The organism is Bacillus methanolicus PB1 (assembly GCF_000262755.1).
Classification (GTDB): domain Bacteria; phylum Bacillota; class Bacilli; order Bacillales; family Cytobacillaceae; genus Bacillus_Z; species Bacillus_Z methanolicus.
The window spans coordinates 908,101-928,872 of record NZ_AFEU01000001.1 but is presented as its reverse complement, the minus strand read 5'-3'; the positions used below and the strand labels follow the sequence as shown (position 1 = coordinate 928,872).

The 20,772-nt window shown below is 40.2% G+C and carries 18 protein-coding genes and 2 riboswitches; of the genes, 10 read left to right on the top strand and 8 right to left on the bottom strand.

Features of this window, described 5'->3' with window-relative positions; all coding sequences use genetic code 11:
- Nucleotides 1-13 precede the first annotated feature (13 nt).
- From PB1_RS04345 to PB1_RS04330, 4 genes are read right to left on the bottom strand one after another with little or no spacing between them, the layout of a single operon-like run.
- Nucleotides 14-277 carry an alpha/beta-type small acid-soluble spore protein gene (locus PB1_RS04345; RefSeq protein ID WP_003350984.1) on the bottom strand — a complete coding sequence of 88 codons (264 nt, stop codon included), beginning with the start codon at nt 275-277 and terminating at the stop codon, nt 14-16.
- 52 nt (nt 278-329) lie between these two features.
- Nucleotides 330-1,424 (bottom strand): GerAB/ArcD/ProY family transporter, encoded by a 1,095-nt coding sequence (locus PB1_RS04340; protein WP_003350983.1) that lies wholly within the window; start codon nt 1,422-1,424, stop codon nt 330-332.
- 21 nt (nt 1,425-1,445) lie between these two features.
- Complete coding sequence (locus PB1_RS04335) at nt 1,446-2,672, bottom strand: Ger(x)C family spore germination protein (protein WP_003350982.1); 1,227 nt, start codon at nt 2,670-2,672, stop codon at nt 1,446-1,448.
- Nucleotides 2,662-4,278 carry a spore germination protein gene (locus tag PB1_RS04330; protein ID WP_003350981.1) on the bottom strand — a complete coding sequence of 539 codons (1,617 nt, stop codon included), beginning with the start codon at nt 4,276-4,278 and terminating at the stop codon, nt 2,662-2,664. The genes PB1_RS04335 and PB1_RS04330 overlap by 11 nt, the downstream gene beginning before the upstream one ends.
- Nucleotides 4,279-4,400: 122 nt before the next feature.
- Here PB1_RS04330 and PB1_RS04325 point away from each other — a divergent pair, with 122 nt between their 5' ends.
- The 6 genes from PB1_RS04325 to PB1_RS04300 all read left to right on the top strand — a co-directional run bounded on the left by PB1_RS04325 (nt 4,401) and on the right by PB1_RS04300 (nt 9,766).
- On the top strand, nt 4,401-4,646 hold the full coding sequence (locus PB1_RS04325; RefSeq protein ID WP_003350980.1) for a YczF family membrane protein: 246 nt from the start codon (nt 4,401-4,403) through the stop codon (nt 4,644-4,646).
- Between the two features lie 547 nt (nt 4,647-5,193).
- The gene (locus tag PB1_RS04320; protein ID WP_003350978.1) at nt 5,194-6,105 is read left to right on the top strand and encodes an ABC transporter ATP-binding protein; all 912 of its coding nucleotides are present in this window, start codon (nt 5,194-5,196) and stop codon (nt 6,103-6,105) included.
- The gene (locus PB1_RS04315) at nt 6,102-6,854 is read left to right on the top strand and encodes an ABC transporter permease (protein ID WP_003350977.1); all 753 of its coding nucleotides are present in this window, start codon (nt 6,102-6,104) and stop codon (nt 6,852-6,854) included. The genes PB1_RS04320 and PB1_RS04315 overlap by 4 nt, the downstream gene beginning before the upstream one ends.
- A gap of 12 nt (nt 6,855-6,866) precedes the next feature.
- Nucleotides 6,867-7,592 (top strand): ABC transporter permease, encoded by a 726-nt coding sequence (locus PB1_RS04310; protein WP_003350976.1) that lies wholly within the window; start codon nt 6,867-6,869, stop codon nt 7,590-7,592.
- Nucleotides 7,593-7,605: 13 nt separating this feature from the next.
- Nucleotides 7,606-8,328: a response regulator transcription factor gene (locus PB1_RS04305; protein ID WP_003350974.1), complete on the top strand. Its 723-nt coding sequence runs from the start codon at nt 7,606-7,608 to the stop codon at nt 8,326-8,328.
- Between the two features lies 1 nt (nt 8,329).
- Nucleotides 8,330-9,766: a sensor histidine kinase gene (locus PB1_RS04300; RefSeq protein WP_003350972.1), complete on the top strand. Its 1,437-nt coding sequence runs from the start codon at nt 8,330-8,332 to the stop codon at nt 9,764-9,766.
- Nucleotides 9,767-9,849: 83 nt separating this feature from the next.
- Here the strand turns inward: PB1_RS04300 and PB1_RS04295 are convergent, their stop codons facing one another.
- Both PB1_RS04295 and PB1_RS04290 read right to left on the bottom strand, forming a co-directional pair.
- Nucleotides 9,850-11,382, bottom strand: a complete 1,533-nt coding sequence (locus PB1_RS04295; RefSeq protein WP_003350971.1) for a YifB family Mg chelatase-like AAA ATPase — start codon at nt 11,380-11,382, stop codon at nt 9,850-9,852.
- Nucleotides 11,383-11,398: 16 nt separating this feature from the next.
- Nucleotides 11,399-12,046 carry an REP-associated tyrosine transposase gene (locus PB1_RS04290; protein ID WP_420796281.1) on the bottom strand — a complete coding sequence of 216 codons (648 nt, stop codon included), beginning with the start codon at nt 12,044-12,046 and terminating at the stop codon, nt 11,399-11,401.
- A 203-nt stretch (nt 12,047-12,249) separates the two neighbouring features.
- Between PB1_RS04290 and PB1_RS04285 the strand changes: the two genes are divergently transcribed.
- The 4 genes from PB1_RS04285 (at nt 12,250) to PB1_RS04270 (ending at nt 18,396) form a co-directional block, all read left to right on the top strand.
- Nucleotides 12,250-14,028 carry a sensor histidine kinase gene (locus tag PB1_RS04285; protein ID WP_003350969.1) on the top strand — a complete coding sequence of 593 codons (1,779 nt, stop codon included), beginning with the start codon at nt 12,250-12,252 and terminating at the stop codon, nt 14,026-14,028.
- Nucleotides 14,003-14,743 carry a LytR/AlgR family response regulator transcription factor gene (locus PB1_RS04280; protein WP_003350968.1) on the top strand — a complete coding sequence of 247 codons (741 nt, stop codon included), beginning with the start codon at nt 14,003-14,005 and terminating at the stop codon, nt 14,741-14,743. Before PB1_RS04285 ends, PB1_RS04280 begins: the two co-directional genes overlap by 26 nt.
- Before the next feature lie 205 nt (nt 14,744-14,948).
- Nucleotides 14,949-16,742, top strand: coding sequence for a carbon starvation protein CstA (gene cstA, locus PB1_RS04275; RefSeq protein ID WP_034644867.1), 1,794 nt, complete (start codon nt 14,949-14,951; stop codon nt 16,740-16,742).
- Nucleotides 16,743-16,980: 238 nt separating this feature from the next.
- The gene (locus PB1_RS04270; protein ID WP_003350966.1) at nt 16,981-18,396 is read left to right on the top strand and encodes a branched-chain amino acid transporter BcaP; all 1,416 of its coding nucleotides are present in this window, start codon (nt 16,981-16,983) and stop codon (nt 18,394-18,396) included.
- A 152-nt stretch (nt 18,397-18,548) separates the two neighbouring features.
- On the opposite strand, the gene PB1_RS04265 is transcribed toward PB1_RS04270, so the two are convergent.
- Together PB1_RS04265 and PB1_RS04260 are read right to left on the bottom strand one after the other, a co-directional pair.
- A complete protein-coding gene (locus tag PB1_RS04265) occupies nt 18,549-19,910 on the bottom strand; it encodes a PFL family protein (protein ID WP_003350964.1) in 1,362 nt (453 codons plus the stop codon).
- 19 nt (nt 19,911-19,929) lie between these two features.
- A complete protein-coding gene (locus tag PB1_RS04260) occupies nt 19,930-20,205 on the bottom strand; it encodes an ACT domain-containing protein (protein ID WP_003350963.1) in 276 nt (91 codons plus the stop codon).
- 81 nt (nt 20,206-20,286) lie between these two features.
- A riboswitch (glycine riboswitch) is annotated at nt 20,287-20,364 on the bottom strand.
- A gap of 211 nt (nt 20,365-20,575) precedes the next feature.
- Nucleotides 20,576-20,685, top strand: a riboswitch (TPP riboswitch).
- The last annotated feature ends 87 nt before the right edge of the window (nt 20,686-20,772 follow it).

The following is a 20,772-nucleotide window of genomic DNA, read 5'->3' as shown; positions in this document are numbered from 1 at the left end:
AAAACGAGAGGCCTCATCTTTTGGATTGTTTATTTATTAAACTTTGCTCAGCCATTTTTACTAGTTCACGTACCATGCTGCCGCCGATATTTCCGCCAATTTTCCCTGCTTGGTGGGCAGTCAGGTTGCCATTATATCCTCTTTTCAGAGGAATTCCAGCTTCTTCTGCAATTTCAAACTTTGCTTCATCGGGATTTTTTGCCCCGCTGACCTTTGCTTTTAGTTTATTGAGTCCCTCTCTAGCTTCTGGAACGAGAATTTTATTTTTTCTTGCCATTTTGAATACCTCCTTTCATTTTAGTGTTTCCAATAGGGTACGGTAAAATTTTTTATAGTTTTTTCCTATTTTTAATAAAAGCAATAACGAGAAACAAAAGGGGGATGATTACTTGAAAAGGAAGATGCAAAACAAGCGGAACAACCTGTAATCCTTCTTTAAAGTGTTCCGAAAAATTGCTGGCAATTATGATGGATAAAAATAAAATGACAATTCCAATCGGATAAACTAACTGAGAAGTTTCTTTGACGTGAAATAAGTTTGCAGTGCCTGTTACAGCTGCATACATATATACGCTTATTTTAAAGAAGGCGCAGATCGTTAAGGCAATCATAAAAAAAACATCCAGACGTTCTAAAAACTCTGCTACTTGGATTGTTTGTATTGTACTGAGCAAAGGAAATTGCGAACGTGAAGTGAGATTAACACCGAGAACACTGATGTTAATAGCCATTACAAGAGCCAGGTTGATGCTGCTTAACCCAAGGGCCAATAATCCGGTGATTTTCGCCTTTTTTGGGTTATTCAAATAAGGGAAAATCATCGCAAAAACGATCGCTTCCCCAAACGGAATGTACCAGGTTTCAGTAAATACAGCTTTCATTACCGGCCAAAATCCCTCTTCAAGAACCGGTTTTAAATTATTAATATTTATTGAACCTGAAGCAACAATAAGAATAAAACCGGAAATAGCAAGTAAATATATGATTACAAAAAGCAATTCCCCTGTTCTTGCTAATACCTCGATTCCTTTTCGAATAGTATAAACAATTACAACCATCAATAATGCGTTCAAGATGAACAAAGGAGTTTCCGTATAGAAAAATGTTACGAGCATCTCTCCGAAATCTCGCAGCACCCTTGCAGCCAGATAGGCAAAATAGATTATGTAAAGAAAGGCAATTACCCGACCGAAAACTTTCCCCATTATTCTTTGCGCATATTCTGTTGGTAAGATATCAGGATAAAATTGATAGAGACGATGATAGACAAAAAATAATAAATAGCCGCCTGCCATTCCAATTAGAATGGCAAGCCAAGCATCTTGTTTCGCCTCAATCGCAATGGGGAGCAACAAAGCACTGCCTAGTTCAAATAATAAAATCAGGACAAACAGCTGGCCTGCATTGATTTTCGCTTTCTCCACTGATTTGTCACTTCCTTTTCATTAACGGTTCATTTCTATATCAGAAAGGTGCGGTTTATTTCTTAAACCGGTGCGGCGTATAAAAGCATCTACCGTTACTGACACTTCTAACTCAGGGAAGTGAACATCACTCCAATCGTGTTTCATCTTTTTCCATGCTTCCGGATCGGAACGGTGCAACGCTTCGCCGAAACCGAAAATATCCGATTTATTTTTCTGGGCGCGTTGAATGGCATCATGTATTTCTTTCTTGATTTCTTTTTCCAATGCTTTTTCTATGTTCGACAGTACGCGCGGATTGCTTAAATCAATAGGTACCGTTACCTCGCCAATGTCTCCTTCTGCACGGACATGAATAGAAATTTTCGGTTTTTCATTTTTCATGTTAGCAGAGACCTTCGTTTTTTGACGGATTACTTGATAAGCGATGGCCTCTTTTTTTCCTTCCCAGTTGATATTGATATCGGTTGCTTTGATTTTATCTAGTCCCCATATTACACCTCTTGCCGTTTCCCCTTGAAACCAGTCGATCAATTTCCCCTCTTTAAAAATGGCTAGACCGCTGGCTTCAGGGGATGCTTTAGGAGCGGTTTCTTGAATATTCTCGAGCTTTTTTGCATAACTGGCAGACCCGTCTAACTGAAATCCGGTGATAACTGGTTCTTTTCCGGGAGTTACGAGAGATTTCATAACTTCTTGAATATTGACTTTCATATGCTCTCCATATCTTTTTTCCGTAAACTTTAATGTTTTAATCACTTTATTTGCCGGAATTTTATCGATAGGCGTCAACGTTTTAACAATATCAGCTGCTTTTATATCACGGGCAATCACAACTGTCGCCGTGCTTCGGAATTCAGGATCACGATCAAGAGCATCAAAAATAGTGGTGATGCCTTGTTTTTTTGCCAGTTCATCACTGATGACGACAAGGTTTGTATGAGCAAAATACAGCCTTCGCGAAACCTTGGATGATGCACTTCGTCTCACTTCAAATATATTGTCTCCGGTAGCGGAAAACACATTAAATGGCGGGCTCTGATCGCTCCCACCGCCGCCTTGCAGGCCCCCTGCCACGTTTCCCGGATTGATAATTTGAAAGGTTCCGATATACCTGCCCTCTTCATTTATGTCAATGCCCAAGGCCGAAATAAATGCAAGATCGGTTAGCTCCTTTTTACTCCAGCACCCTGAGAGCAACAGTGTGATTGTCAATATTAAGAAAAGAAAAATTCTTTTATGATTCATTCCGGTCACCTTTTTCGATGTCACGATTGACCATCCCGGGTTTTTCAGGAGGCTGCGGTCTCTGATTTTTCCCTTCACGAACAGGGTTTTCATCGTTGAATAGTCTTGGTCTTTTTCTCAAAGCCCACCATGGAACTCGGACGAATGTATCACCTGCATTTGCCGGAATGAACGGCGCAATCGGAGACATATAGGGAACGCCAAATGAACGCAGGCTGCATAAATGAGCGGTCATCATGATAATTCCTATAATAATTCCATAGAAACCAAATGTTGCCGCACTGATCATAAACAAAAACCGAATTAAACGCGCAGAAATCGCAATCGCAAAAGAAGGAGTTGCAAAGTTGGCGATTGCTGTGATTGCTACGACAATCACCATTGCCGGTGAAACAATTCCGGCCTGTACGGCTGCCTGTCCGATCACAAGAGCGCCGACGATCGATACTGCCGAGCCTACGGCTTTTGGCAATCGGATCCCTGCTTCTCGTAAAATTTCAAACGATACTTCCATTATGACCGCTTCGACAAATGCCGGAAAAGGCACCGCTTCCCTCTGAGCCGCAATTGCAACCAATAACTGTGTTGGAATCATCTCCTGGTGAAATGTAGTGGCAGAAATATATACAGCAGGTCCAACAAGGGAAATAAAGAAAGTTAAAATTCGCAAAAAGCGAAGGGCCGTTGAGAGATCGAAACGAGCATAATAATCTTCGACGGATTGGAAAAACTGAATAAATACAGCAGGGGCTAAGAGCACAAACGGAGTACCGTTTACAAAAATGGCAATCCTTCCTTCAAGAAGATTGCCGGCAACGATATCCGGCCTTTCTGTATGGTAAAGTGTCGGAAATGTTGTCATCGTCTGATCTTCAATCAGCTGTTCAATATAACCCGATTCTAGAATGCTGTCGATATCAATCCTTTTTAATCGATTGCGCACTTCTTCGACGATTTTATCTTTGGCAATTCCATTTATATACATGATCGCAACATCTGTTTTTGTAATCTTGCCGATTGTCATCGACTCAAGCCATAAGTCCGGATTTTTAATAAGCCTACGCACCATTGCTGTATTTGTCCGAATGTTTTCCGTAAATCCTTCTCTTGAACCACGGACTGAAATCTGGGTACTTGGGTCCTGAATTGCTCGTTTTTCTCCGCCTTTTGTACTAGCGCTTAATGCCTTATTTATTCCATCGACTAAAATAATGGTTTCTCCTGACATTAGCGATAAAAATAACTCATCCCAGTCACTTACTGTTTTTACTTTGCCGATACCAACCATCTCTTCTGTGATGATTTCCAAAGCTTTTTTTCGAATAAGCTTTTCTTGTAAATCACGATTAATCGCCATGGATTCGATTATGAAATCGTTGATGAATTGAGTGTCTACAATGCCTTCCACATAAATAATTGCGGTTCTAATCTCAGAATGATTGCCGATTTTCAACGTTCGGATGACTAGATCTGAACTGTTTCCTGTTTTCTGTTTTATGATTTCAAGATTTGCTGACAATGAATAATCAATAGGATCAAAAAAACGTTTATTGGACTGTTCTTGACTGTTTTTCTCTTGTTTTTTTCGTTTAAAAAATGAAGGCATACCATAAAATACCTTTCTTTTTTTATAATATTTTTCGCAGTATTTACCTCAGTTATACATTTATATCTTAAAGGTATAACAGTTTGGTGAAGGAAAAAGATATGGATGGAGAGTGATCAGAAATGAAAAACATTGGTATTGCCATTTTGATGATGGGGCTTTTAATGGGATTGTCTTTAGGTATCGATATTCTTCTAGGGTTTGATATTACAACTGCGCTGCGCAAAGTATTTAATCCTTTTCTTTTGATGGAAGTTATTGAATTATTTATTGTAGTTTTATTTATTTTTTTATTAGTTATTGGATCGCTTCTTTCCTTTTTTCAAAAAAGAAGAGAACAGGCAAGTAAACCTCAGTCTGAAAAATAATAAAAGGGAACAGATTTGGTCTGTTCCCGGGATGTGTTGGATTCTGTACAACACGATAATTGGCTTACCGACTTTATCCTTTTAATACATATGAGTTTCCGTCTTCATCAAGGAATGTCGCAAAAGCTCCCCATTGCTTTTGCTTCGGTTCACTTTCGAATTGAACTCCATATGCCTTCCAGTACCCAAATTCAAGCATGCACTTATGAAGATTGACGTGAGGATTGTGGAAAATCCGCAAGCGTGCCTGGTTAAACCGTGCTACTTTGCTTAACTGTTTCGCAGACCTTCCAACTAAGTCTGAACAAAACCGTTCGGTGAAGGGGCCTGGCCCTCAACGCTTTAACGCTTTAACGTGGAGCGGGCCAGACCCTCAATGCTTTAACGCGTTAACGCTTTTATGCGAAGCGGGCCAGACCCTCAATATTTAAAAAAATCTGCGAAAAGAGCCTTTCTAAAAATTAAGATGAATTTAAGGTTGGCTGAACGTGGAGTTAAGATAAGGTGATTATATTCAATTTGTAAATAATGGAGGAGGAAGATTGTAATGGAGAATTTGATTATTGAAACTAGGAATCTTTCAAAGAGATTCGGAAGTTTTACGGCCGTGAACGATATTGATTTGAGAGTTCCAAAGGGCGAAATTTACGGTTTTCTTGGCCCAAATGGAGCCGGCAAGTCCACAACCATTCGAATGCTTCTCGGTCTAATCAAGCCGTCAAAGGGCATCGTCCACCTGTTCGGCAAACCAATTGACAAAAACAGAATGGAGATTCTCAAGAAAGTAGGCTCGCTCGTAGAAAGCCCTTCTTATTACGGGCATTTAACGGCATATGAAAACCTTGAGATTACAAGAAAAATTCTTGAGGTTGATAAAAAAGAGATTGACAGAGTTTTAGACATTGTGAAACTCTCAGATGTTAAAAATAAACTGGTAAAAAAATATTCGCTAGGAATGAAGCAGCGTCTTGGAATTGCACAGGCTCTTCTTGGAAATCCTGAACTGCTGATTCTTGACGAACCGACAAACGGCCTTGATCCGGCAGGCATTCAAGAAATACGCCATTTAATTAAAAACTTGCCGGAAAAAATGGGAATGACAGTATTGGTGTCAAGTCATATTTTAAGCGAAATCGAATTGATTGCAAACCATGTTGGAATTATCCATAAAGGAAAACTAATCTTTCAGGGAACGATAGATGAACTTCGCTCAAGAGGAGAGTCGCATATTAATATCGGAGCAAACCCGGTCTGCGAGGCTGCCAATTTTTTAAAAGAAAAAGGATATTCCATAAAGATAAATGAGAATGGAATTATTGTGAAAGATCACTCCGTCAATCCTGCACAAATAAACAGAGAGCTCGTTCTTGGTGAATTTGATGTTTATCACTTGGGCCAAAAAAAAGAGACGCTCGAGCAAATCTTCTTGAATATTACTGCAAAGGAGGACGGGAGATGAGGTTCTTAAACCTGGTAACAGCCGACTTTCTCAAGCAAAAAAGAGGGCTCATTTGGTTGTTTTTATTAGTGATTCCGCTCGGAACGACTTCTGCCATGTTTTTGGATATGTACATCAGATATGATGATTACCTATATTTCCGTGTGCAGGAAAAAGGGATTTCATCGTGGGAAATGCTTCTCGTCGAAAATCATTTAGTCTTAAACTGGGGGATGTTTTTGCCGGTGTTCGTAGGTGTAATCAGTGCTATCATCCATTATACCGAAGCAAAACAGGGTGCCTGGAAGAGCCTATTAAGTTTGCCGGTTTCAAGAACATCAGCGTTTCTATCTAAATTTTCGGTCATTGTTTTTTTTAGCTGCCTATTGATAACTTTGAATTCGCTTGGTCTTTTTCTTGTTGGAAAAGTCATTGGCTTTCCGGAGCCGTTTGAAGCCGATTTGTACATGAAATATGTTTTTTACCAATATGCCGGTATTCTTGGTTCAGCAGCCATTCATAATTGGGTAAGTTCTCTGTTGAAAAATCAAATAAATGCCATTTTGATCGGATTTCTCGGTATGGTCATTTCATTGATTCTATTATTTCAAGCACCGGATTTAAAGGAATTTTCACCTTATCTTTACCCTTATTTTGCTTATTCGCTTGAGGGAAATGAGCAAGCTACAGCTATTGTAGGCGGAGTTTTCTCTTGTGCCGTCTTTTTATTATTAGGAATTTTTGAATTTAAAAGAAGGGATATTTTATAAGGAGGAAGAAACATGTTAAAGGTCCTTAAGTTAGAATGGTATAAATTAAGGCGAACAAAATTAATTCTTACGGCAACATTGCTTCCGCTTCTTGCCGTTTTTCAAGGCCGGTTATTTGCCTTATCTAAGGAAGAAACTGAACCAAACTTATGGGGAACGATGTACACAGGAACCATGTCCCAATATACATGGCTTCTATTTCCGGTCTTGATTGCCGTTGTTATCGCGATTATGGCAAGAATGGAACACAGCAGTAACAGCTGGAAACAGCTTTTATCCTTGCCTGTAAAAAGAGAATCCGTCTATTTGTCAAAATTGATCATCAGCCTGTTCATTATTTTTTACAGTGTCTTTGTTTTGATAGCGGGAATGGTTTTAGCAGGAATTTCAATCAAGGCAAACGGGCCGATACCGATTGAAATGGTAGTTAAAAGGCCGCTTATATCTGCCATTGCTTCACTTCCTATAATTTCGCTGCAATTTTATTTAAGCTATCGCTTCTCTCATTTTGGAATTCCGCTCGCAGCAGGGATAGGCTTGAGCTTACCTTCGATGCTGGTTGCCAACTCAGAAAAGTATTGGATTTTTTACCCATGGACCTATCCGATTGTAAGCGGATTGACCGAGATGTTTGGAACAGACGGAAAAGGCCCGATCATGTTTGCGGTGTGCTTTGTATCGTTTTTGCTGTTTATTTTGTTTGGTCTACATCAATTTAGGAAAAAAGATATATTTTAGGGGCGGAAATTTTATGCATATTGAGGGAATTGCTGATCGGAAAATACTCTTGATTGATGATGAAGAGGATATTTTGGATCTTCTTGAAACAGTACTGTTAAAAGAAGGTTTTCAGCAAGTTTATAAGGCCGCAACAGGAGGGGAAGGCATTCAACTCTGCAAAGATTTAAAGCCGGATATGATTGTTCTTGATATTATGCTGCCTGATATTGATGGTTTTGAAGTTTGCAGGAGGATTCGGGAATTTTCATTTGTACCAATTATTTTTCTATCTGCCAGGTCGGATGACCTTGACAAGCTGCTTGGTCTCGGGATTGGCGGGGATGATTATGTGACAAAACCATTCAGCCCAAAAGAAGTTGCGTTTCGAATTAAAGTTCATTTCAGAAGAAAGCAGTATAACGGGCTGGAAGACGAAAAAGAAAATCGGAAATATGTGTTCGGAGATATTGAAATTGATCCAAAACGAGGCGAAGTGACAAAGAGTGGAAAACCCGTGATTTTAACAGCCAAGGAGTATCAGCTTCTCTTGTTTATGGCAGAAAATCAGAATCAAATATTAAGTAAACGGAAGATTTGCGAACAGGTTTGGGGAGAAGATTATTTTGGCTATGATAATACGATTATGGTTCACATCCGCCATTTAAGAGAAAAACTTGAGGATGACCCGGGAAATCCGGTTTATATTAAAACGGTAAAAGGGCTCGGATATAAGTTAGTTGCAAGGAGAGAATAACGTGAAGTGGAAAATTACAAGCAGGTTCCTTGCTGCAATTATTATTACAATCAATATCTCTTTATTTTGCATTATGTTTTTAAATATTATGATATTTTATAAGGGTCCGAAAGATCCGGAAAAGCTTTTAAGTGTAAATGCTTCTTCGATCACATTAGAGTATGGAGAAAATATAGAGTACCGGGATGGGAAAATTTACATACCAGAAGATAAACTTCGCGAATTAGGAAGTTATCAGAGCTGGATTCAGGTTCTTGATGAAAATGGAAATGAAATTTTTCAAAAAAATAAGCCGGCCCATGCGCCAAATCATTATACGCCTGGCAAGCTGATTTTTTACCATAAATATTCGGGGGCAATTAAGGGATATACGATCTTTGTAGGAATTTTAGATATTGATGGACGTAATCTTAGTTATATTATGGGATTTCCAGTTGAAACCGTTGCGAAGTCCTCATTTTATTTCAGCCCAAAGACAATAATTAGGGATATGTTTCTTTTTTTCGCTGGCACAACAGTTGTGATTATATTGATTTCATCGGTTGTCGGCTATTTATTTAGTGCTCAGTTAGCGAAACCAATTCTAAAGGTCATCAGCGGAATTCAGGCTTTGGCAGAGGGGAAATATGTAAAAAAAGAGGCTCCGAAAGGGATTTATAAGGATGTTCATAAGAGTTTGAACCATTTATCTGATACTCTGGAGCAAAATGAAATGGAAAGGCGAAGAACGGAAAAAATGAGGGAAGAATGGATTACAAACATTACTCATGATTTAAAAACGCCTCTTGCTTCCATTAAAGGCTATTCTGAAGTGCTCGTCGATCCTAAGTACGATTTGGCAAAAGAGGAGAGAACAAAGTACGCAAGTATTATTCTAAGCAAGTCGAAATATATGGAAAACCTTGTGGAAGATTTGAAGCTTACGTATCAACTTAAAAATGAACTTATTCCGCTGAACCGAAGCCGTGAGAATATCGTAGAAGTGGTAAGAGACACGATTATTGATATTTTAAACCATCCGCAATACGAAGAAGCACCTATATCTTTTGAAGCAGGAGCAGAGGAGATTATGTTTTTTGGGGATCAGATGCTTTTGAAGCGGGCAATATCCAATCTTATTTATAATGCGCTTGTCCATAATCCGAAAGGTACAGAAATAAAGGTAAGAGTTAAGAAAGATGAACAGATATTCCTCGAAATTGAGGACAATGGAAAAGGGATCGAGTCAGTTGAACTTGACAGGTTGTTTGACCGATATTATCGCGGAACGAACACTGGAGAAGCCCACAAAGGATCCGGCCTCGGCCTCGCCATCGCTAAACAAATCATCGAAATGCATGGTGGAGACATCCACGTCGAAAGCAAACTCAATTACGGCACAAAAGTAACTGTAATATGGGGGTCAGACCCTCAATGCATTAATGCATTAACGCATTAACGTGAAGCGGGTCAGACCCTCAACACGTTAACGCGTTAAAGCGGAGCGGGCCAGACCCTCAATGCTTTACAGTGTTAAAGTGTCTAGAGTATTCTTTTTGTTGTTTTTTCAAAGGGGTCTTGTCGAAGTAACATTGCTTCTTCCAGGGCTTTGTCTGTGATATCGGTTTCTCCACATAAATCTGATATGGTTCTTGCAAGACGAATGATCTTAATTTGGTGCCTTGTACTCAAATTTGCTTTGCTTGAAACTCGATTTAAAAATTTTTTTTGATACGGTGAGAGAAGGGATTTTTCTAAGAGTAAATCGATAGGGACTCTGGCATTGCTGATTGGAGATCCATATCTTGCATATTGAAGCTTTCTCGCAACCGTAACTCTTCGCTGAATAGAGGCGGAGTCTTCGTTATGCCTTTCGCTTTCTTCATCTATATTCACTGATTTTATGGTTAATAGTATGTCCATCCGGTCTTTAATTGGACCGGAAATTCTCCTTTGATATGCAAAAATTTGTCTGGTGGTACATACACAGTATTGAGTGTTAGAATTCAAATAGCCGCAAGGACAAGGGTTCAGAGCACCCACAAGAATAAATTTTGCCGGGTAAGAAACGGTTGATTGGACTCTACTTATCGTTACTTCCCCGGTTTCAAGTGGCTGCCGCAGCATATCAAGTGTTTTCTTTGAAAATTCGGCCATTTCATCTAAAAATAAAACACCATTATGAGCCAAAGAAATTTCACCGGGACGAGGAATAGAGCCTCCGCCAATAATAGAAACAGAGGAAGCTGAATGGTGGGGATTTCGAAACGGTGGGTCATGTATGAAAGGGTACTGTTGTCCTGCCAATTGATATAAACTCATTACTTCAAGACTTTCTTCCTCTGTAAGCGGCGGTAAAATGGCAGGGAAAGCTTCAGCGAGCATACTTTTACCGCAGCCGGGGGGTCCAATTAGCAGAATATTATGTTGGCCAGCGGCTGCAATTTCTAAAGCACGTTTTGCCTCTAAATGTCCATAAATATTGGAGAAATCTTTATTGTATGAATTTATCCCTCGCGTGGGAGGAAGAGGAACAGTATTTATTGGAAGTTCTCGAGGTTTTTGTCCTCGAAGATAAAGTATAGTCTCTTCTAATGAATTGATAAAAATCAATTCCACTCCACTCAACTTTTCAAACGGGATTGAGTTATCTAACGGGCAGAATATCCTCTTGATCCCTTGTTTTTTTGCTCCTATTATTGCAGGTAAAAGCCCCCTAACTGGCTGAACGGTGCCATCTAACGACAAGGAACCCAAAAAAGCACAATTTTCCGGGATTTCATCTTTTATAAAATGAATACTTTTTAATATACCGATTGCAATGGCCAAATCAAAAAAGGGTCCATTTTTCTTCTGTTCAGGTGGTGAAAGGTTCACGATGATCTTTTTTTCTAATAATCTTTCCGAGAAAGATGAAAGTATAGCTGCCAGCACCCTCTGTTTCGATTCCTTAACCGAAGCATCCGGCAATCCAACGATCTTAAACGAATGTGGACCATCAAAAACTTTTACTTCAACGTTAACAAGATATCCTTCCATTCCTTTCAAACCAAGACTTTTTATAACGACAGACATGTTTGATCAGCCCTTTTTATATAGAATTATGATTTTCTTGAAGCTTATTGTTATTGTAAGCAGAATTTTTGATAAATGGATTTTTGGCTAGTAAAGGAGCCAAAAGTTCACTGTTTCTTTCCTCTGAGTTCAAATAACGGATATAATTCTTATTTGAAGGTGAAGAAAAAAATGAAAGGATTCTTTCTGTGGAAATAAGAGGATTTGTTTTTTGAGGGGCAAAATAAGCTGCGCAGCTGCTCCAAGGGTAGATTTCGGGATTTTCAACCATATTTGCTTCAACAGGGTTTAAGTGAATGTATTTGCTTGCCTCCAACATATACCAATCGTCAAGAATTAATTGCGCCCAATATCTGTCTTGAAAGACATGTCCAATTAATTCATATTTCTTGTTAAAATAAATAGCATATCGGCTATTTACAATTCTCATAGTTTCACTTAAAGGGGTTTCTTTCGTTTCTAACTGGAGATGAATGTGGTTTGGCATTAGACAGTAAGTGTGGAGAGTAAATGGGAGTTTTTGCTGGGTTTCTTCCAGCAGTCCAAGATACTTTAAATAATCGTGGTTGTCATAGAAGATTTCGGATTTTCTATTTCCGCGCTGTGTGATATGGTAGGTAGCACCAGGATACCAATTTCTCGGTTTTCTGGGCAATGAAAACACCTTCCTTTCAAATATTTACAATATACTATTCTCCATTTATTAAAGAAATCCTTCTTACAAAGAGAAGAAAAAACAAAGGCCGGTATCAAAACACTAACACTTTAACACATTACCGCATTACCGCAAAGCGGGCCAGACCCTCAACGCTTTAACGCGTTAACGCAAAGCGGGCCAGACCCCTGAACTGAAAGGAATTGATTGATGTGATAGAGCTTTTGTTTTTGATGCTTGAGCGGGTTGGTATTTTGATTATAATGGCGTTTTTGCTTTCGAGGATGAAATCTTTTCGCCAAATCGTTCATAATGAACACAGGTTTAAAGAAAAAATGATCTTGATCGCCATTTTCGGGACGTTCGGCGTGATCAGCAACTATACGGGAGTTGAGATTGAGGAAGGATTGATTTCTTCCCGATCGTGGCAGACGGATGTCCATTTCGACGGCGCTCTGGCCAACACAAGAATCATGGGAGTAGCCATCGGTGGATTGCTCGGCGGACCTCTTGTCGGCTTGGGCGTTGGACTTATTGCCGGTCTTCATCGTCTGACACTTGGGGGCTTTACAGCTGCTGCATGTTCAATTTCAACAATTTTTGCCGGAATTGCGACCGGCCTGATTGGCAGGCGCTTCAACACTCAAAAAGAAAAATCACCATTGTGGGCCATGTCGATTGGAGTTTTGATGGAATGCATTCAAATGGGGATCATTCTTCTCATTGCAAGGCCTTTTGAATCTGCATTCGACCTTGTTGAAGTCATTGCTTTTCCTATGATTACCATCAATGGTTTTGGGACGCTTGTCTTCATATTAATCATCCAAACGATACTTTCAGAAGAGGAAAAAACCCGTGCATTGCACACTCATAAAGCGTTGAATATCGCTGAGCAAACCCTTCCTTTTTTTCGCCAAGGGCTGAATGTTAAGTCTTGCCGGGAAGCAGCAGAAATTATTTTAAAATATACGAACGCTGATGCCATAGCGATAACGAACGAACATCTTGTTCGAGCCCATGTAGGCATTGCATCAGACCATCATAAACCAATGGAAAGCCTGAGAACCCAATTAACAAAAAAAGTATTGGAGCAGGGCAAGATCATAAAAGCGAAATCGCGTGATGAAATCCAGTGCGTGAAAAATGATTGTCCTTTGCAGGCAGCCTTAGTTATGCCGCTTAAAGCTCACAACCAAACGGTAGGAACGCTAAAACTTTATTATTCTCATCCAGACAAGCTCGATCAGGCAGAGCAGGAGCTTGCGGAAGGGTTGAGCAGACTCTTTTCGACTCAATTGGAGCTTGCGGAAGCCGAACTGCAGCGCAAGCTGTTAAAAGATGCGGAAATTAAAGCTCTGCAGGCCCAGGTCCATCCGCATTTCTTGTTTAATGCAATTAATACAATCTCAAGCCTTATTCGAACAGACGCAGATAAAGCAAGAAAGCTTTTAATTCAATTGAGTGTGTTTTTTAGAAGCAATCTTCAAGGAGCCAGACAAATGCTTATCCCACTTGAGAAGGAGATTGAACATGTAGAAGCATATTTGTCGTTGGAACAAGCCCGTTTTCCGGACAAGTACACAGTCAGGATCGAAATTGATCCCCCCCTAAAAAAAGTATACATTCCGCCATTTACTCTCCAGCCTTTAGTTGAAAATGCCATCTGCCACGCTTTTGCAAAAAGCAAGAAAGGCGAAGTCACCATAAAGGGCTGGTCTGAAAACGGAAAAATGATTTTGACAACGGAAGATAATGGAAAGGGAGTTTCACCGGAATTGTTAAGTTCACTTGGGAATACAACGATAAAATCTTCTAAAGGAACGGGAACTGCATTATGGAACATAAAAAAGCGGATTGAAGAAATTTTTGGACAGGAAGGGGCTTTTATTATAGAAAGCGAGCCTGAAGCGGGCACAAAGGTAACAATTACCCTTCCACTTGTACAAACTAAGGAGAGTGAGGAATATGCTAAAGGTTTTTATCGTCGATGATGAACCTCTCGCTAGGGATGAACTCGCATATTTGCTGCGGAGGACCAAAGAAGTAGAAATAGTTGGAGAGGCAGACAATGTCGCATCTGCTTTGGAACAAATCAAATTGATTGAGTCAGATGCTATTTTTCTGGATATACAGCTCACTGACGAAAGCGGTTTGGACATTGCCCAAAAGCTGATTGAACTGGACCAACGGCCTGAAGTTGTTTTTGCAACCGCTTATGACGATCATGCTCTAAAAGCTTTCGAGTTAAATGCGGTTGATTATATATTAAAGCCTTTTGATGAAATACGGGTTCAACAAACAATCGAAAAATTGAACAAGCTATTTAAAAAACGGGAAGAAAAGCAGGAGGTTCTGCAAAAATCGTTTAATAAGGACCGGACGGAAAAGCTGGCTATAAACGTTGAAAATAAAATCGTTTTGATTAGCATTAAAGATATTTTATATATCTGCACGATTGAAGGAAAGACAGTGATTAAAGCAGATAAAAAAAAATATCAGGTTGCCGAGCCACTCGTTACCTTTGAGCGGAAGCTTCAAAACACCCCGATTATCCGTGTTCACAGGGCCTACCTTGTTAACCTAAATGCCATTACGGAAATTGAGCCGTGGTTTCATTCCACATATAATTTAATCATGCAAGATGGTGAAAAAGTTCCAGTCAGCAGGACATATACAAAAGAGCTTAAGGAGCTTCTTGGATTTTAATAAAGTGCGGCTAAAAAATATTCACTATTCACAACAAATTTATGAAAAAAGAGAGTATTGCCTCTAAGCAAAAACTCATTTTTGCATTTCAATATTACAATCTTGCTTTTCAGCCTTCCATTTTAGCATTTTGACATGAAAATAGTTTATGAAGGTTTTCATCAGGTATGATGAACTTAAAGAAAAAATGGAGGTTAAAGAAAAAATGAATGCGGTTACAATCGTTATCGGTTCTATTTGTATTTTAATGATCGCTTACCGTTTATACGGAACATTTATGGCGATGAAAGTCTTGAAGCTTGATGACTCAAAAGCCACTCCGGCACATGAGTTAAACGATGGCAAGGATTATGTTCCAACAAATAAATGGGTTACGTTTGGGCATCACTTTGCAGCAATTGCTGCAGCAGGTCCGCTTGTTGGGCCGATTTTGGCAGCGCAATTTGGATATTTGCCTGGACTCATCTGGCTTTTAATCGGTGCGGTAATTGGGGGGGCCGTTCATGATGCGGTCGTAATATTTGCATCAATGCGGAAAAAAGGAAAATCACTTTCTGAGGTCGCAAAAGAAGAACTGGGGCCTGTGGCCGGTTTTTGTACAGGTCTTGCCATGTTGTTCATCATCACGATTACTATGGCCGGTCTTTCTATGGTGGTGCTCCACGCTCTTGAAAATAACCCTTGGGGGACTTTCGCCGTTGGAATTACGATTCCGATCGCAATGGGAGTAGGAATATTTTATAAAAAGACAGGCAATTTAAAACTTGCTTCAACTATCGGATTTATACTTCTAATGATTGGGGTCTTGATGGGTCCTTCCATTCAAGAAACGGCTCTTGGGAAAATGCTGACTTTTGACTCAAAAACACTAGCACTTATTCTTCCTGCTTATGCATTTTTTGCGGCAGCTCTGCCGGTGTGGTTATTGCTTGCTCCGCGTGATTATTTAAGCAGTTTTATGAAAATTGGTGTATTTATAGCATTAATTGTCGGTGTATTTATTATTAATCCATCGATTGAAATGCCGGCTGTTACTCAGTTTATAAACGGCGGCGGTCCTATTTTGGCCGGTCCTGTCTGGCCGTTTATTTCGATAACAATTGCGTGTGGTGCGATTTCCGGTTTCCATGCTTTTATAGGTTCCGGGACGACACCGAAAATGCTTGACCGCTGGAGCGACATTAAAGTTGTTGGGTTTGGCGCAATGCTTGTTGAAAGTTTAGTTGGGATTATGGCATTAGTCGCTGCAACGGCGCTTCAGCCTGCTGATTACTTTGCAATTAACTCAGCTCCGGAAGTATTTAAGACACTTGGAATGAATGTTGCTCATTTGCCGGAATTAAGCAAGGAAATTGGTTTGGATCTTGAAGGCAGAACTGGCGGTGCTGTTACACTGGCCGTTGGGATGACGTATATTTTTACAAAAATACCATGGTTCAGCCATCTTGCTTCTTATTTCTTCCAGTTTGTCATTATGTTTGAAGCGGTTTTCATTTTAACAGCAATTGATGCCGGAACACGTGTTGCCCGTTATCTAATTCAGGATTTCTTCGGTGAGCTGTATAAGCCGTTGAAAAAAGTTGACTCGATTCCTGGTTCCATTTTTGCCAGCGCATTGGCATGCTTTATGTGGGGATACCTCCTGTATTCAGGAGATATTGGTTCCGTTTGGGCCTTGTTCGGGGTTTCAAACCAGCTGATGGCATCAATCGGTTTGATTGTTGGAGCTACTGTTATTTTAAAAATTGCAGATAAACGAAGATATATGCTTACATGCCTCGTTCCGTTAGCTTATTTATTCTTTACTGTAAACTATGCAGGGTATTGGATGATAACGAACGTCTACTTGAATCCGGCTGCAGCTGGATACAGTGTGTTAAACGGAATATTATCCATCATCATGCTGGTTCTTGGAGTCATCATCATGGTAACTGCCATCAAAAAATGGATTGAAATCTGGAATTCGCCGCAAGCTCGATTGGAAGCAAAAGCCGCGTAATTTAATTGAAAAATGAATCTTAGGCAGCAGGTGCTTTATTGCACCTGTTTTTTTATATGTAAATAATTAATATATATTAGTAATAACATATTATTTTTGAAAATATTAACTATAATTTGAACTTTGTAAAAAGTTATTGATTTTTTACAAAAAAATTATTAATATTTCGATATAGGTTTTTGCGAAAATTATCGAACTGTGTTTTCAGAAAATTATGACACATACTCGGAGGTCTTTTATGAGTTTATTTAGAAAAAAATCGATTGATGCTCTTTTAAGAGAAACTGACCAAAAGGAAGTTTCTTTGAAAAAAGATTTAGGTGCTTTTGATCTGACAATGCTTGGGATCGGCGCCATCATTGGAACAGGTATTTTCGTTCTGACCGGGGTTGCAGCTGCTGAACATGCAGGACCCGCACTAGTCCTTTCTTTTATATTATCAGGATTAGCATGCGTATTTGCTGCTCTTTGTTACGCTGAATTTGCTTCAACGGTTCCGGTCTCGGGAAGTGCATATACGTACAGTTATGCAACATTTGGTGAATTAATTGCCTGGGTATTGGGATGGGATCTTATTTTAGAATATGGTCTTGCTTCGTCAGCCGTCGCCAGCGGGTGGTCAGGATACTTTCAGGGGCTTCTTGCAGGATTTGGTTTAGAGCTTCCAAAAGCTTTGACGAGTGCTTATGACCCGGCGAAAGGAACTTTTATTGATGTTCCCGCTATTTTGATTGTCTTTTTTATCACATTTCTTTTAACACAGGGTGTCAAAAAGTCAGCACGCTTTAATGCGATTATGGTTATAATCAAGGTCGCTGTAGTCTTATTGTTTATCGGTGTCGGTGTTTGGTATGTAAAACCGGAAAACTGGGTGCCTTTCATGCCGTTCGGCTTTTCAGGAGTCACTGCAGGCGCTGCAACTGTATTCTTTGCATACATTGGCTTTGATGCGGTATCAACGGCAGCGGAAGAAGTACGAAACCCACAGAGGAATATGCCAATTGGAATTATCGCTTCTTTAGCAATCTGTACGTCACTTTATATTATTGTTTCCTTAATTTTGACGGGTACCGTTCCTTATGAACAGCTCGGTGTAAAAAACCCGGTTGCATTTGCACTTAATTATATTAACCAGGATTGGGTTGCCGGTTTTATTTCTGTAGGTGCTATTACAGGGATCACTACAGTGCTGCTTGTGATGATGTATGGACAAACCCGCCTGTTTTATGCAATCAGCCGTGATGGTTTACTTCCAAAAGTTTTATCACGTGTTGATAAAAAGAAACAAACACCTGTTATTAATTCCTGGATTACGTGCATTGTTGTATCGTTTTTTGCAGGTGTTATCCCATTAAGCAAACTTGCTGAATTAACAAATATTGGAACATTATTCGCGTTTATGACTGTGTCAGTCGGCATTTTGTATCTTCGCAAAGCGAATATCTCTTCAGGTAAAGGATTCAAAGTGCCATTTGTTCCGTGGATTCCTATTCTGGCATTTTTATTCTGCGGATATCTAACCCTACAATTGCCGTCTACGACATGGATTAGTTTTATTTCATGGGTTGTAATTGGTCTAGTAATTTATTTCGTATATGGAAGAAAACACAGCACATTAAACAAAACAGCCGTCCTAGAAAGAAAAGTCGGCTAAACCAAAAAAGCTTGCAGAACCATTTCTGCAAGCTTTTACTATAAAGGGGGTCAGGCCCTCAATGCAGTACCGCGTTAAAGCATCGCGGGCCAGACCCTCACCACTGTACCGCGTTAAAGCAGCAGGGGTCAGGCCCTCATTCGTTTAATGCGTTAATTGATTAAGGATTGCAGTGGGGCAGGGATTCTGCCGCCGCGTTGAATGAGTTTTTCTGAATGAAATGGATTTACACCTATTACCGGGGCACGGCCGAGAAGGCCGCCAAATTCGACGATATCTCCTTCACGTTTACCTGGAACAGGGATGACTCTAACAGCTGTTGTCTTTTTGTTGATCATTCCGATCGCCATTTCATCAGCGATAATTGCGGATAGGGTGGAAGGAGTTACATCTCCTGTCAATGCTATCATGTCAAGGCCGACAGAGCATACGCAAGTCATCGCTTCAAGTTTTGACAAAGATAGCGCGTCGTCAAGGATTCCCCGGATCATTCCATTATCTTCACTGACTGGGATAAATGCGCCGCTTAACCCGCCAACGTAGGAGCTTGCCATCGCGCCGCCTTTTTTCACCGCATCGTTCATGAGTGCCAAAGCTGCAATGGTTCCATGTGTTCCAACTCGTTCAAGGCCAATCTCTTCTAAAATTTCTGCGACACTGTCATTCATCGCATTTGTCGGTGCAAGGGATAAGTCCATAATGCCAAAAGGAACTCCCAAGCGTTCAGCGACGACCCGCCCGATTAACTCTCCTGCTCTCGTAATTTTGAAGGCTGTTTTCTTAATAATTTCAGATACTTGGCCAAGATCTGCTTCAGGATGGCGTTTCAATGCATTTAATACAACACCCGGTCCGCTGACCCCTACATTTATTACGGCTTCTCCTTCACCGGCGCCATGGAATGCTCCGGCCATAAACGGATTATCCTCAACAGGATTGCAAAAAACTACGAGTTTTGCACAGGCGATCCCGTTCCGATCGCTTGTTTTTTCTGCGGCTTCCTTAATAATTAATCCAAGCTGGCGCACTGCATCCATATTGATGCCGGTTCTGGTGGTTGCGACGGATACGGAAGCACAAACACGTTCTGTTACACTCAATGCCTCCGGAAGGGCAGCGAGCAGTGTTTGATCTCCTTTCGAAAAACCTTTATGTACGAGCGCTGAAAATCCACCGATGAAATCAACTCCAAGGTTGCGAGCAGCAAGGTCAAGCGTTTTTGCAAGCTCAACGGCCTGTTCAACTGAAGCATTTCCAAGAATTTCTGCGATTGGAGTAATAGAAATTCGCTTATTAATAATCGGAATGCCAAATTCTTTTTCCACTTCCTCGGCAGTAGATTTCAAATTCTGGGCAAAACTCATGACTTTCTTATAGACAAGTTGATTCATTTTTTCGAAATTAGAATCCGTACAGTCACGAAGGCTGATTCCCATTGTAACGGTCCGAATATCGAGGTTTTCCATTTGAACCATTCGGATCGTTTGGAGCATTTCATCTATTGCAATCGTCATTAGAATCTCTCCTTAAAAGTTATATCCGATGCATTGCCTGAAAAATTTCTTCAAGTTGAATATTTATTTTTAAACCCATTTCATCTCCCAGATCATTGAATTGCGTGCGCAATGTATCTAAATTTTCGATTCCGGAAACATCAACTATCATCATCATCGTAAAAAATTCCTGAAGGATCGTCTGACTGATGTCGAGAATATTAATTCTATTCTCGGCGAGAATCGTTGTCACTTTTGCAATAATACCAACCTGGTCTTTCCCGATAACACTTACAACAGCACGTCTTTTTTCCATAAACTCCACCTCTTCACTTTTTTTAATAACAAAAAAGATTGGATGATTCATCCAATCTCAACAAATAAGAAGAGTGCAGTTTTCCACTCTTCTGTCCTTTTGCCTGAGATTGTGAATCCTTCGGCGCCGCAATCGTGCGGTCTCTCCAGAAGCTGCTCCAGTTATAGTTTTACCCACAACCTTCATCGCCTGTTTCATTAATTTAATAATAATAAAAATAGTATCAGTATAATGCAGGTTAGGTCAATAAAAATTTTACCGCAATAATATAATGCGGGCCAGACCGCCAGACCCCTCTTCCTGGATCCCTTTCCTCTGGCCTTTTCCTTCTTGCATTTTTGAGGGTGGACGAGTAGACTTAGAATTAATTGAATAGTTTACCGGGAGCCTGCGGAAGCAGGCTGAGAGTGCGGCTATTCCGCCGCAGACCGTTTGAACCTGTTGGATAATGCCAGCGTAGGGAAAAGTGCTGAGGATATTTTCGGCTGTTATTTCACATCATTCTCTCAGTCTATTTAGTGACACTTTGCTTACGCGGAGTGTCTTTTTCGCTATTAGAGGCAACCT

What these genes read in the sequence shown, in the direction of transcription:
- PB1_RS04335 (WP_003350982.1), bottom strand. Translation starts at nt 2,672, where the DNA reads ATGAATCATAAAAGAATTTTTCTTTTCTTAATATTGACAATCACACTG.
- PB1_RS04295 (WP_003350971.1), bottom strand. Translation starts at nt 11,382, where the DNA reads ATGTCTGTCGTTATAAAAAGTCTTGGTTTGAAAGGAATGGAAGGATAT.
- PB1_RS04310 (WP_003350976.1), top strand. Translation starts at nt 6,867, where the DNA reads ATGTTAAAGGTCCTTAAGTTAGAATGGTATAAATTAAGGCGAACAAAA.
- PB1_RS04325 (WP_003350980.1), top strand. Translation starts at nt 4,401, where the DNA reads ATGAAAAACATTGGTATTGCCATTTTGATGATGGGGCTTTTAATGGGA.
- PB1_RS04315 (WP_003350977.1), top strand. Translation starts at nt 6,102, where the DNA reads ATGAGGTTCTTAAACCTGGTAACAGCCGACTTTCTCAAGCAAAAAAGA.
- cstA (WP_034644867.1), top strand. Translation starts at nt 14,949, where the DNA reads ATGAATGCGGTTACAATCGTTATCGGTTCTATTTGTATTTTAATGATC.
- PB1_RS04280 (WP_003350968.1), top strand. Translation starts at nt 14,003, where the DNA reads ATGCTAAAGGTTTTTATCGTCGATGATGAACCTCTCGCTAGGGATGAA.
- PB1_RS04330 (WP_003350981.1), bottom strand. Translation starts at nt 4,278, where the DNA reads ATGCCTTCATTTTTTAAACGAAAAAAACAAGAGAAAAACAGTCAAGAA.
- PB1_RS04345 (WP_003350984.1), bottom strand. Translation starts at nt 277, where the DNA reads ATGGCAAGAAAAAATAAAATTCTCGTTCCAGAAGCTAGAGAGGGACTC.
- PB1_RS04320 (WP_003350978.1), top strand. Translation starts at nt 5,194, where the DNA reads ATGGAGAATTTGATTATTGAAACTAGGAATCTTTCAAAGAGATTCGGA.
- PB1_RS04270 (WP_003350966.1), top strand. Translation starts at nt 16,981, where the DNA reads ATGAGTTTATTTAGAAAAAAATCGATTGATGCTCTTTTAAGAGAAACT.
- PB1_RS04305 (WP_003350974.1), top strand. Translation starts at nt 7,606, where the DNA reads ATGCATATTGAGGGAATTGCTGATCGGAAAATACTCTTGATTGATGAT.
- PB1_RS04260 (WP_003350963.1), bottom strand. Translation starts at nt 20,205, where the DNA reads ATGGAAAAAAGACGTGCTGTTGTAAGTGTTATCGGGAAAGACCAGGTT.
- PB1_RS04265 (WP_003350964.1), bottom strand. Translation starts at nt 19,910, where the DNA reads ATGACGATTGCAATAGATGAAATGCTCCAAACGATCCGAATGGTTCAA.